At 53.8% G+C, this 12,652-nt stretch carries 12 protein-coding genes; 7 read left to right on the top strand and 5 right to left on the bottom strand.

Going from position 1 to position 12,652, the window contains the following annotated elements; translation table 11 throughout:
* Window positions 1-4 precede the first annotated feature (4 nt).
* From rraA to ppsA, 4 genes are read right to left on the bottom strand one after another with little or no spacing between them, the layout of a single operon-like run.
* A complete protein-coding gene (gene rraA / locus GM154_RS20390; RefSeq protein WP_074827384.1) occupies window positions 5-496 on the bottom strand; it encodes a ribonuclease E activity regulator RraA in 492 nt (163 codons plus the stop codon).
* A 20-nt stretch (window positions 497-516) separates the two neighbouring features.
* On the bottom strand, window positions 517-816 hold the full coding sequence (locus GM154_RS20385) for a Rieske (2Fe-2S) protein (RefSeq protein ID WP_010797793.1): 300 nt from the start codon (window positions 814-816) through the stop codon (window positions 517-519).
* A gap of 58 nt (window positions 817-874) precedes the next feature.
* On the bottom strand, window positions 875-1,843 hold the full coding sequence (locus GM154_RS20380; RefSeq protein ID WP_219653199.1) for an alpha/beta hydrolase: 969 nt from the start codon (window positions 1,841-1,843) through the stop codon (window positions 875-877).
* 55 nt (window positions 1,844-1,898) lie between these two features.
* Window positions 1,899-4,268: a phosphoenolpyruvate synthase gene (gene ppsA / locus GM154_RS20375; RefSeq protein WP_037030131.1), complete on the bottom strand. Its 2,370-nt coding sequence runs from the start codon at window positions 4,266-4,268 to the stop codon at window positions 1,899-1,901.
* Window positions 4,269-4,474: 206 nt separating this feature from the next.
* Between ppsA and GM154_RS20370 the strand changes: the two genes are divergently transcribed.
* The 6 genes from GM154_RS20370 (at window position 4,475) to GM154_RS20345 (ending at window position 10,532) form a co-directional block, all read left to right on the top strand.
* On the top strand, window positions 4,475-5,293 hold the full coding sequence (locus GM154_RS20370) for a pyruvate, water dikinase regulatory protein (RefSeq protein ID WP_010797790.1): 819 nt from the start codon (window positions 4,475-4,477) through the stop codon (window positions 5,291-5,293).
* 119 nt (window positions 5,294-5,412) lie between these two features.
* Window positions 5,413-5,934, top strand: a complete 522-nt coding sequence (locus GM154_RS20365; protein WP_051370192.1) for an ATP-dependent zinc protease — start codon at window positions 5,413-5,415, stop codon at window positions 5,932-5,934.
* A 16-nt stretch (window positions 5,935-5,950) separates the two neighbouring features.
* Complete coding sequence (locus GM154_RS20360; protein ID WP_150347698.1) at window positions 5,951-7,486, top strand: inactive transglutaminase family protein; 1,536 nt, start codon at window positions 5,951-5,953, stop codon at window positions 7,484-7,486.
* A 1-nt stretch (window position 7,487) separates the two neighbouring features.
* The gene (locus GM154_RS20355; protein ID WP_219653198.1) at window positions 7,488-8,480 is read left to right on the top strand and encodes an alpha-L-glutamate ligase-like protein; all 993 of its coding nucleotides are present in this window, start codon (window positions 7,488-7,490) and stop codon (window positions 8,478-8,480) included.
* A 4-nt stretch (window positions 8,481-8,484) separates the two neighbouring features.
* A complete protein-coding gene (gene pabB / locus GM154_RS20350; protein WP_219653197.1) occupies window positions 8,485-9,888 on the top strand; it encodes an aminodeoxychorismate synthase component I in 1,404 nt (467 codons plus the stop codon).
* Between the two features lie 23 nt (window positions 9,889-9,911).
* On the top strand, window positions 9,912-10,532 hold the full coding sequence (locus tag GM154_RS20345) for a phosphoadenosine phosphosulfate reductase family protein (RefSeq protein ID WP_010797785.1): 621 nt from the start codon (window positions 9,912-9,914) through the stop codon (window positions 10,530-10,532).
* 50 nt (window positions 10,533-10,582) lie between these two features.
* Here GM154_RS20345 and GM154_RS20340 read toward each other — a convergent pair whose 3' ends face one another.
* Window positions 10,583-11,878, bottom strand: coding sequence for an MFS transporter (locus GM154_RS20340; protein ID WP_219653196.1), 1,296 nt, complete (start codon window positions 11,876-11,878; stop codon window positions 10,583-10,585).
* Window positions 11,879-12,047: 169 nt separating this feature from the next.
* On the opposite strand from GM154_RS20340, the gene GM154_RS20335 reads away from it, so the two are divergent.
* Window positions 12,048-12,652: dihydroxy-acid dehydratase (locus tag GM154_RS20335; RefSeq protein WP_219653195.1), on the top strand; the 605-nt coding region annotated here is incomplete at its 3' end.

The following is a 12,652-nucleotide window of genomic DNA, read 5'->3' as shown; positions in this document are numbered from 1 at the left end:
TCTTTCATTCGCCTGGCATCTCAAGCCGCTGCGAGGAGACGATAATGCCGTTGTTATCAGCGTACAGATAATGGCCAACTTCAAAAGTGACCCCGCCAAACACAAGGGGTATATCGCGCTGCCCTACTCCACGCTTTTCGGATTTTCTGGGATGCGAAGCCAGTGCTTGGATACCTAGGTTGGTCTCAGCCAGCACATCCACATCCCGGACGCATCCGTAAATCACGATACCAGCCCATCCATTGGCTGCTGCTTTTTCAGCCAGCATATCGCCCAGAAGCGCACAGCGCATGGACCCACCGCCGTCCACGACCATGACCTTTCCCGAACCGTCTTCCTCGACCCGCTCCTTTACATACGAATTATCTTCAAAACATTTGATGGTGACAATTTGCCCACCAAACGAGTCGCAGCCACCAAAATTACTAAACAATGGCTCTACCACTTGTATCAGGTCGGGATAGGCATCACAGAGATCAGGTGTGACGTAGCGCATATGAGGCCTCTCTCGAGACGTTAAAGGTCGATACCGATACGATCCCGCTCATAGGCAGGATTGAGCAATTTCAACTCAGGACAGTTGGCGTTGACTGCCTTGCCTGTGTGCACATCGAACTCAAAGCCATGCCTGGGACATCGTATCGAGTCCGAGGTTAAGGCGCCCTGAAACAGTGAAGCGCCCTGATGGGGACACCTGTCTTCAAAAAGGATATGTTTGCCCTCGATGACCATCAGTACGATTGGCAACCCCTTGATCAGGAAGCGCTGACGATATCCTTCCTCAAGATTCAATAACCTTTCAAGCGGCACGAACATGGGCTCTCCTAACGATATCGCCCGCTGCGCATTGGGCTCCTGAGTGAATCCAGGGCTACTATTCAGTCAGTTCGATACTAGGTGCAACATCCTGCTTTTGTGAAGCTTTTTCGATACTGGTCAGCCATTCTGAAATTAGCCCGCTAAAGTGCCGATGTGCTTCCCGTGCCATGAAAGGCGAGGCATGACTCATACCGTTTTCGCGGGAAAGAAGCTGGCCTAGAGAGATGAAATCCTTATACTGCCCTCCGAAACGGTCAAACAGCATTCGGCACGCCTCAGCGCTCACCAGTGGGTCATTGGCAGCTGCCAGTCCCAGTACAGGTATTGAGAGCGAAGACAATCGCGTTAGCAGCCGGTCCCGCTCGGAGCGACTACTGCCCAGTGCACGCTCATCCTGAAGTGCCTTTAGCAGCACCTTTGGCTCATCCTCAGGACCAACGCCTACTCCATGGCCGGAAATAGTCGAGCGCATTTTTTCCCGCCACGATAGCAGCCCCCACAGACGGTCGGACGTGGCAACGCCCAACAATCCCAGCGACTTGACTGAGCGCTCGGTCATCCATTCGTTGAGCACGCCCAAAATAACCGCAAGCCCGCCCTGCCCGTGCCCTATCCAGTGACCCGGCAACCCCGATTGCTCCTCTACAAAGGCTGCAATTGCTGGAAGGTCATAGCGTGCATAGTCAGATAATTGATTGCTCACATACTCCAAGTTGCGTGGTGAGCAGCCATGACCGCGCATCTCGCCAATCCAGACGTCGAATCCGGCATCGACAAGTTCGACACCCAGCCCAGTACCGCTCGCGGAATACCACGTAAAACGATTACCAAAGGCACCATGAACGAGGATAACGGGAGGTCTGTAGGGCGCTTGCCGGTTCAGCCGCCCAAGGCGTGTCAGAGACAGTTCAACACTAAGGTCTGAGCTATTGTTGGGCTTGAGAAGGTACACATCTTCGGTTAAGTCCCCGTATAACTCGGCGCGCACGAGCGCAACAGGGAAAAGCTGGCTACTGCTTTGCATAATTACCGTTACATAAAAAGGCGGGGTTAACCCCGCCTGTGAATGACGCGCTATTTTAAGCCTGTCCCTCGGCCAAGAAGAACCATGTATCAAGCACGGAATCCGGATTGAGCGATACGCTTTCGATTCCCTTATCCATCAGCCACTTGGCTAGGTCAGGATGATCGGACGGGCCCTGACCGCAAATACCAATGTATTTACCGGCCTTGTTACAAGCCGCGATGGCCTGAGCCAGGAGCTTCTTGACGGCTGGATTACGCTCATCGAAAAGATGAGCAATGATGCCAGAATCACGATCCAGGCCCAGCGTCAATTGAGTCATGTCATTAGAGCCGATGGAGAAACCATCGAAATACTCAAGGAACTCTTCAGCCAGAAGCGCATTGGAAGGCAGCTCGCACATCATGATCACGCGCAGGCCATTTTCGCCACGCTTGAGCCCGTAGGTCCCCAACAGATCAACTACTTGGGAGGCCTCTTCAAGAGTACGAACGAAAGGAACCATAAGCTCGACATTGGTCAGACCCATTTCGTTACGCACTTTTTTCATGGCACGGCATTCAAGCTCGAAGCAGTCGCGGAAAGACTCGCTGATATAGCGAGAAGCACCACGGAACCCGAGCATCGGGTTTTCTTCTTCAGGCTCGTACAGTTTGCCACCAATGAGGTTGGCGTACTCGTTGGATTTGAAGTCGGACAGGCGGACAATGACCTTTTTGGGCCAGAACGCTGCAGCCAGCGTGCTAACGCCCTCGACCAGCTTTTCGACGTAAAAGCCTACCGGATCGCTATAGCCAGCCGTACGCTTGTCGACGTTTTCCTTTATATCCAGCGGCAGACTGTCGTAATTGAGTAGCGCCTTGGGATGCACGCCGATCATGCGATTGATGATGAACTCAAGGCGCGCCAGTCCAACGCCTGCATTGGGCAATTGGGCGAAGTCGAATGCTCGATCTGGATTTCCTACATTCATCATGATTTTGAATGGCAGATCAGGCATGGCATCTACCGAGCTTTGACGGACATCGAAGCTCAATTCACCTTCGTAGATCAGGCCCGCGTCACCCTCTGCGCATGAGACGGTTACGACCTGCCCATCACTAAGGCGCTCGGTTGCATTGCCACACCCCACTACAGCCGGAATACCCAACTCACGAGCGATGATTGCTGCGTGACACGTCCGGCCGCCGCGGTTGGTGACGATAGCGCTGGCGCGCTTCATGACCGGCTCCCAGTCGGGATCGGTCATATCGGAAACCAAGACATCGCCCGGCATGACGCGATCCATTTCGGAAACATCACGGATGACCTTGACCGGGCCTGCACCGATACGCTGGCCGATCGCACGCCCTTCAACAATGACCTGCCCCTTTTCCTTGAGCAGGTAGCGCTCCATTACTGTTGCACTGGCACGGCTCTTGACGGTCTCGGGACGCGCCTGAACGATATAGAGCTTGCCATCATCTCCATCCTTGGCCCACTCGATATCCATCGGGCGACCATAATGCTTTTCAATGATGAGTGCCTGCTTGGCAAGCTCGGTGACCTCATCATCGGTAATGCTGAAGCGTGCACGCTCGGCAGCCTCAACATCGACGGTTTTGACAGAGCGCCCCGCCTTGGCTTCCTCGCCATAGATCATCTTGATAGCCTTGCTACCCAGATTACGGCGAAGGATTGCAGGCCGCCCCGCCTCTAGTGTGGACTTGTGTACATAGAACTCATCAGGGTTGACGGCACCCTGGACAACGGTTTCACCCAGGCCATAAGCACCTGTGATAAAGACCACATCCCGGAAACCCGACTCGGTGTCCAGTGTAAACATCACGCCTGCCGCCCCTGTTTCGGAGCGAACCATGCGCTGCACCCCAGCCGATAGCGCGACGAGCTTGTGATCGAAGCCCTGGTGTACGCGGTAAGCAATGGCCCGGTCGTTGAACAGCGATGCAAAGACCTCTTTGGCCGCTCGGATGACGTTGTCTACACCGCGTATATTCAGGAACGTTTCCTGCTGACCGGCAAAGGAGGCATCCGGCAGGTCTTCTGCCGTAGCGGAAGACCGCACGGCAACCGCCAGATTGTCATTTCCTGCCGACAGCTGTGCGAAGGCCGTTCTGATTTCAGTATCCAGGCGAGCCGGAAATTCGGCGTCCATGATCCACTGCCGGATTTCGGCGCCTGTTTTAGCCAACGCGTTAACATCGTCGACATCTAGCGCGTCCAGAGCGGCATGGATACGGTCATTAAGCCCGCTTTGCTCAAGGAAGTCCCGATAGGCCTGTGCAGTAGTAGCAAAACCGCCAGGAACCGAAACACCTGCGCCCGCCAGGTTGCTGATCATTTCGCCAAGGGATGCGTTTTTGCCGCCCACTTGCTCAACATCGTGCACCCCGAGTTTATCCAGGGAAACTACGTACTCGTCCAAGGTGATCTCTCCATATTTGTATTTGTGGGAAAGCTCGTACGCAACTGGCACGTTCACACTGGGTCTTTATTCCAGAATCAGTAGGATTCGTTTTATCGACTGGCTACAGGCGCCAAGTACTTTTAAAAAAGTGCCAATCTTCCAGCAGCCTTTACGAAGCACCTTACGATAAAATCAAAAACCACTGTCTCGGGAGTTTCACCCTGATGAAACGAACCGCCTTCTTTATTTCCGACGGTACCGGCATTACTGCCGAAACCCTCGGCCAAAGCTTACTCGCTCAATTCGAGAACATCAGCTTTACAAAACTGACCCGGCCCTATATCGACACCGTGGAAAAAGCCCGGGCCATGGTACAGCAAATCAACAACGCCGCCGTGTCAGACGGTGCGCGCCCCATTATTTTCGACACCATCGTTAATCGGGAAATACGCGCAATTCTCGACCAGTCGAATGGGTTCATGATTGACATCTTTTCCACTTTTTTATCCCCGCTTGAGCAGGAGTTGTGTGCTGAATCGTCATATTCGGTCGGTAAATCACACTCCATGATGCATAACGCCAATTATATGCAACGTATCGAGGCCGTGAATTTTGCTCTGGAAAACGACGACGGCGCGCGTACGCAACACTACGACAAGGCTGATTTGATTTTGGTCGGTGTCTCCCGGTGCGGCAAAACGCCCACCTGCCTTTATATGGCGCTCCAGTTTGGAATTCGAGCAGCGAACTATCCTTTAACCGAGGAGGACATGGAGCGCTTGCAACTGCCTGCCTCGCTCAAGGCACAAAAGAACAAACTGTTTGGTCTGACAATCGACCCTGACCGCCTATCGGCGATTCGGCACGAGCGCCGGCCCAATAGCCGATATGCCAGTTTTGCCCAGTGCGAGTTTGAGGTCCGGGAAGTAGAAAGCCTGTTCCGACGTGAAAATCTTCCGTCTATCAATTCAACCCATTTCTCTGTTGAAGAGATCGCCGCCAAGATTCTGGTAGAGAAAGGTGTTGAGCGCCGCCTAAAGTGATACGTCGCGGCAGGCTTCACTGGTTTAGAAAGGGGCCCATGCTAGAATGCGCCCTTTTGACTGACGCACTGTGCCGGAAGCCATCCTCCGCTGGCACATGCCTGGCCTGCACTAGCTTGATGAAATCTTTAATTTATCTACTGTTTAGCGTGCCCCTGCTATGGAGCACCCTGTGCTTTTCAAGCGAGAAGCGAACGTATGGCCTGCATGAAAATGTGTATCTGCCGGAGCTAAATTTACACCTTAAAGCAAAGCTTGATACGGGTGCAGAAACCGCCTCCTTGAGTGCACACCGCATCCATCTATTTACCCGTAGCGGGGAGCGCTGGGTGCGCTTTTCTCTGGCTATTGATCAGGCCCATGACATTACGCTGGAGCGCCCTCTGCTTCGTGTAAGCCATATCAAGCGGCGGCATGCAGACCACACACCAGGGGTCGAACCCAAGATGCATACCAGTCGTCCCGTTATTCCAATGGTTATCTGCATGGGAAATGAGAGGCATACGATTGAGGTTAATCTTACGAACCGTAGCCACTTTGACTTTCCCTTGCTGATTGGCAGCAAGGCACTCAGGCGCTATGACGCCTTGATTGACGTCTCCCGCTCTTATCTGGCCGGTACTCCGGCATGCCCTATTTGAAAGTCGAGTAACCTGCATGCGCTCCATTAATTTGCATCTGAAGATTCTTATCACTGTTCTGGTTCTACTTGGCGTATCCATTACCGCCTACCAGATCTTTGGGCTGGGCATTCCGATCACTCAGGATGAAACGGATGAGTTATGGAGTATTGATGCCAAGGTTACGTTTACTGCCACACCCCACGTGCCCGTCAAAGTACAACTGTTCGTTCCACCCTTGACGCAAGGCTACGTCAGCCTTAACGAGAGCTTTGTCTCCAATAACTACGGCGTTAACGTCAGCCGCATAGAGGGTAACCGACAGCTGACCTGGTCTGCACGACGCGCCAAAGGCGACCAGACCCTGTATTACCGTCTGGTTATGACCAAGCGTTTTGGAAGTGACAAGCCACGAGAAGAAAAAGGCCCGGTTACTCGAGACCCTATTGTTCTGCCGGAAGGTCCTGAGCGCCTGGCCGCTGAAGCCTTGATCGCGCCTATCCGCCAGCACTCAGCCGATGTGGAAACATTCATCAGCGAAGCCATCAGGCGCGTCAATAACGTCAATGACGACAACGTAAAGTTGTTACTCAATGGCGATACCAGCATCACCAAGCGGGCACAGACCATCGATCTGCTGGTGTCGCTGGCACGTGTACCCCTGGAAAAGGTTCACACCCTGCGCCTTGCCGCCCACATTCAGCAAAATCCGGAACTCTGGCTGCGTAGCTATAACGGCAAGGACTGGATCTATTTCAATCCTGAAACAGGCGAGCGCGGTCTACCGTCCGATCGCATGATCTGGTGGAGCGGTGACGGTCAACTGCTGAACCTCGATGGCGGTCGTAAAGCGAATGTGACGTTCACGCTGGACAGCAGCCAGATGAATGCCATTCGCCTGGCTCAGCTCACCAATTCGAGTGTGGAGACGGCCTTCATGGATTATTCCCTGTACGGCCTACCCCTCCAGACCCAGCAGACCTACCAGACGATGATCATGATCCCGCTTGGCGTACTCGTGATTCTCATATTGCGAAATCTTATAGGCCTGCAGACATTGGGAACCTTTACACCGGTTCTGATTGCACTGGCTTTCCGGGAAACCGGCCTGCAGTGGGGCATCGGTCTGTTCACCGTGATCACTGCACTGGGCCTTTCCCTGCGTTCCTACCTGGAACACCTCCGCTTGCAGATGCTGCCTCGACTGTCGGTTGTACTGACGTTCGTCGTACTCATGATTGCCGCCATCAGCCTGTTCAGTCACAAACTGGGATTTGAAAACGGCCTTTCGGTTGCGCTCTTCCCAATGGTTATTCTGACCATGACCATTGAGCGACTCTCGATAACCTGGGAGGAGCGTGGCGCCAACCATGCTCTCAAGGTCGCCATCGGCACGTTGTTCGCCGGCTCGCTGGCTTATCTTCTGATGAAAATCCCACCGCTGGTGTATTTCGTATTTACGTTCCCGGCCGTCCTGTTGATTCTGGTGGGCTTCATGCTGGCAATGGGTCGTTATCGCGGTTATCGCCTGACGGAACTGGTTCGCTTCAAGGCCCTGCTGAAGGAAGACTGACATGTTCGGTTTGATCAAAACATGGAAGGCCCTTTCGGCTCGAGGGATCATGGGTATCAACCGGCGTAATGCCGATTATGTACTCAAGTACAACAAGCGCAGCCTGTACCCGGTCGTGGATGACAAAATCCTGACCAAGCAGCGAGCAATCGAGGCAGGCATCCATGTGCCGGATTTATATGGGATCATCTCGACAGAGCACGACATCGGGAAGATCGATACGATTATTGAGAACCATCAGGATTTCGTTGTTAAACCCGCACAGGGGGCTGGTGGCGATGGCATTCTGGTCATTGCCGACCGCTTTGAGGGGCGATTGAAAACAGTCTCCGGCAAGATGGTTAGCCGTTCGGACATGGAATATCACATCTCCAGCATCCTCTCGGGTCTCTATTCACTCGGTGGCCATAGAGATCGAGTACTCATCGAGTACCGGGTCATCCCTGATGAGCTGTTTCGCAATATCAGCTATGAAGGTGTTCCGGACATTCGAATTATCGTCTTGATGGGCTACCCCGTAATGGCCATGTTACGTCTACCTACACGTCAATCCGGAGGCAAGGCTAACCTGCACCAGGGTGCGATTGGTGTCGGAGTGGACCTGGCAACCGGACTTACGCTACGTGGCACCTGGCTTAACGCCAAGATCGAAAAGCATCCGGATACCGCCCACCCCGTAGACGGCGTACAGCTGCCGGACTGGGACGGATTCATGCGCTTGGCGGCTTCCTGTTATGAATTGTCCGGGCTGGGTTACATTGGTGTTGACATGGTGCTCGACAAAGATAAAGGACCTCTGATTCTTGAGCTCAATGCACGGCCTGGCCTGAATATTCAGATTGCCAATGACAGCGGACTTACCTTGCGAGCTCAGGCAGTAGAGGCTCGTCTCGCCGAAATGCAGGTCCAGGGTATCGTTGAAACAGCGGAAGAGCGTGTAGCCTTTTCTCAACGGTTATTCGGTCATGTCTCCTCATCTACCGTAACGCGCTGAACACATGCTCACCTGTACACTTTATCCGCTTGACTACCAAGCAGATCCCGGTAACTTCTTCGAGCGCATCCGTAATGCGGAGGGTGCTGTTCTGCTGGACTCTGGCAGACCAACGGCCACACGTGGACGATATGACCTGCTTAGTGCCTGGCCGCTGGAGCAGCTCACCCCTTTAGCGGAGGAATCAGGGCATTCGTTTTTCGCTCGGCTTCGCCACGCACTCGGCAGGCTCGGAGCGGCGAAGCTTCCCACCGAAGTAGATCTGCCCTTTGCAGGTGGCGTGATGGGTTATCTGAGCTATGATCTTGGTCGCCAGCTGGAGCGTCTACCGGCTCAGGCCCAAGATGATCTGATGTTGCCTGAGGCCAGACTGGGTCTGTATGGCTGGGCATTGATTAGCGATCATGAAAGACAGACCAGCCAGCTAGTATTTCATCCGATCCTGAATGCCGCTGAACGCTCGCGCTTGATTGATCTCTTCACGAGCCCGGTTACTCCAAGCCAGGATCAAACCTTTTGCCTGAAAATCCCATTCCAGGCGAATGTGACTAAAGAGCGCTATCGCGAACAAATCGAGCGAACCCAGGCTTATATAAACGCCGGGGACTGTTATCAGATCAACTTCACACAGCGCTTTCAGGCGCCCTGCTCTGGATCAGACTGGCAAGCCTACCGCACCTTGCGAGCCGCCTGCCCTACGCCTTTTTCCGGTTATCTGCCTATCCAGGGCGGTGCCATCCTCAGCCACTCACCTGAACGTTTCATTCAGGTGCATGACGGCCGGGTAGAAACACGCCCCATCAAAGGGACGCGACCACGCAGCCTGGACCCCGTACGAGACGCCGCCCTGGCGGATGAACTGCTGGCCAGTCCAAAAGATCGTGCCGAAAATGTAATGATCGTTGATCTTTTGCGTAATGACCTGGGACGCAGCTGCCGAATAGGCTCGGTCAAAGTCCCTGAGCTGTTTACATTGGAGAGCTATCCAAACGTGCATCACTTGGTGAGCAGTGTGACGGGTGAGCTTGCATCCGGTTGCGATGTATTCGATCTGCTGGCCGGAAGCTTTCCAGGCGGCTCAATCACCGGAGCCCCCAAGATTCGGGCAATGGAAATCATCGATGAGCTGGAGCCGACTCGCCGCTCCATCTACTGTGGCTCCCTGCTCTATATAGACGTGCGGGGCGAGATGGACAGCTCCATCGCTATTCGCAGTGTATTGATCAAGGACGGGATGGCCAGCTGCTGGGGCGGCGGTGCAATCGTCAGGGACTCAGAATGGCAAGACGAGTATGAGGAATCCATTGCCAAGGTACGAGTGTTATTGAATACCCTTGAGATGCATAGCCTGACGGATGCCGCTACGTCGTGCAGCCCAGACGGCGCTTTGTTACCATGCTCGTCTTGACTTATTAGCGTTGGAGCCTTGCCATGTCACTTGATCTGGACCGCATCAATGCCGAATTCGCCAATCAGCCTGAGCAGCTTGTTGCCTGGGCATTGGGTCTTGGCAAGCCGGCTATCTGCACGACCAATTTTCGTCCGTTTGAAGCGGTCATTCTTCACATGGTAACGCGTGTAAAGCCCGACATCCCTGTGGTATGGATGGACAACGGCTATAATACCGAGGCGACTTATCGCTTCGCCGATGAGGTCGCCCGCGCACTTAATCTCAACTTGATCACTTATCTACCCAAGCGCTCGCGAGCCCATCGCGAAGCTATTGAAGGTCCTGTGCCTGGATTAGACGATCCACGCCATGAGGCCTTTACCGAAGAAGTCAAACTTGAGCCGTTTACCCGCGCACTGCGGGAAATGGCACCCAGCGTATGGTTTACCGCATTGCGTGCAAGCGATACTGCAGTGCGTGCCCAAATGCAGCCGGTCAGCATCAACCAGGATGGCCTGATCAAGGTTGCCCCCCTGCTGAACTGGACCTCTAAAGACCTGTATCAATATCTGGTTGAGCACAATCTGCCAAACAACTTCGATTACTTCGACCCCACCAAGGGCGAAGAAAACCGTGAGTGCGGCTTGCATATCCAGCACTGATAAAGCAAAAAGCCACTCATCACGAGTGGCTTTTTTATGCAGCCTGCCGCTCAGGAAGACGGGGCAGCCTTGAGCGCAAGGCGCCGCTCCAGCTGGTTATACACGACCCATGTCATCAAAAGACCTATGCAAAGTACTCCTGCCAGGAAGTACAAACCGGACGATAATGTCCCGGTATAGGTTTTAAGTGCGCCAATACCAAATGGCCCGATATAACCTCCCAGGTTCCCTACCGAATTGATCAGCGCAATGGCAGCGGCGGCACTGGCACCCGAGAAAAAGCGACCTGGTAGCGCCCAGAAGATTGCAGTGCAGGAAAACAGGCTGAAGGCCGCCAGACACAAAGCCCCCAATTGCAGTGCTGGTGCACTTAGGTAAGCACTGAAGAAGAAGCCTATGGCACCTAGCGCATACAGGACCGCCAGATGACCATAACGATCATTCAGGCGATCTGAACTGCGAGGAATAACCAAAAGACCAATAATGCCAAAGAGATAAGGAACGGACGAGACAAAGCCGGTCATGATGTCACTTCCGCCAAACTGATGAATCAGCGTCGGCAGCCACAAGCCCAGGCCGTAAATACTCAAGGTCACCGGCAGATAGAAGAGTGCCAGTAGCAGGACGCGCTTGTCCTTGAGTGCATGCAGTGGATTGCCATGACGTGTCTGGCCATACTCCTGCAAATCCTTTTCAAGTTCGTTTGCCAACCAGCGTTTCTCATCAGCCGATAGCCATTTCACCTTTGCCGGACCATCTGGCAGAAAACGCAAGGTTGGCCATGCGAGCAATACTGCAGGCGTACCGATAAGAATGAACAGCCACTGCCAGCCATGCAGACCCATTAGGCCTTCCATGCCTAGCAAGGCGCCCGAGAGCGGACCAGTCACCATCATGGCAATGGGTTGCGACAGGATAAAAAATCCTAGGACCTTGCCGCGGTGACGTATGGGATACCACTGCGTGATGTAGTACAGCACCCCAGGAAAAAATCCCGCCTCCGCAATACCAAGTAGAAACCGCATTACATAGAAGCTGGTTGGTCCCTGGATGAAGGCCATGCCAATCGTAATGGCACCCCAGGTAATGAGGATCCGTGCAAACCAGCGGCGCGCTCCAAAGCGAGTCAGGAACAGATTGCTTGGCACTTCGAACAGGAAATATCCGATAAAGAACAGTCCTGCCCCCATCCCATAAGCCGCATCGCTGATGCCGATATCTGCCCCCATATGCAACTTGGCAAACCCGACAGCGGAACGGTCCACGTAGGCTACAAGGTACAGCAGGATAAGGAAGGGAATAAGTTTGAGTGTGATGAGGCGGATCAGCCGCATTTCTGGGCTCATAGCCAAGTCTCCGATTGTTTTTGTTATGTACGGCTTGAGCATAGCAGCCGCACTGGTGATATGGACTATAAAGTAATACTTTTTACCCAACAACACTTCACATGAAAGCTTATTAAGTCTAAATTCGGATCAATACTTTCGTTTAGTATGACAAATAAGAGTTAACAACATGTCTGAGAAAAAAAACCAGTTGCGCTCGGCTCAGTGGTTTGGCAATACCGATAAGAACGGCTTCATGTATCGCAGCTGGATGAAGAACCAGGGCATCCCGGACCATGAGTTCCAGGGCAAACCCATCATCGGGATCTGCAACACCTGGTCCGAACTTACCCCCTGCAACGCCCACTTCCGCAAGATTGCCGAGCACGTCAAGCGCGGCGTCTACGAAGCCGGCGGCTTTCCCGTTGAGTTTCCCGTCTTCTCCAATGGCGAGTCCAACTTGCGCCCCACCGCCATGCTGACCCGTAACCTGGCCAGCATGGACGTGGAGGAAGCCATCCGCGGCAACCCGGTCGATGCCGTGGTGCTACTGACCGGCTGCGACAAGACCACTCCTGCGCTACTGATGGGCGCTGCCAGCTGCGACGTACCTGCCATCGTGGTGACCGGTGGCCCGATGCTCAACGGCAAGCACCACGGTCGCGACATCGGTGCCGGTACCATCGTCTGGCAGATGCACGAGGCCTATAAGGGTGGGCTGATCGACCTGAACGAGTTCCTCTCTGCTGAAGCCGGCATGTCCCGCTCGGCCGGTACCTGTAACACCATGGGTAC

Source organism: Pseudomonas sp. MAG002Y (assembly GCF_019400845.1).
GTDB lineage: Bacteria > Pseudomonadota > Gammaproteobacteria > Pseudomonadales > Pseudomonadaceae > Chryseomonas > Chryseomonas luteola.
This window is presented reverse-complemented; position numbering and strand designations above follow the sequence as displayed.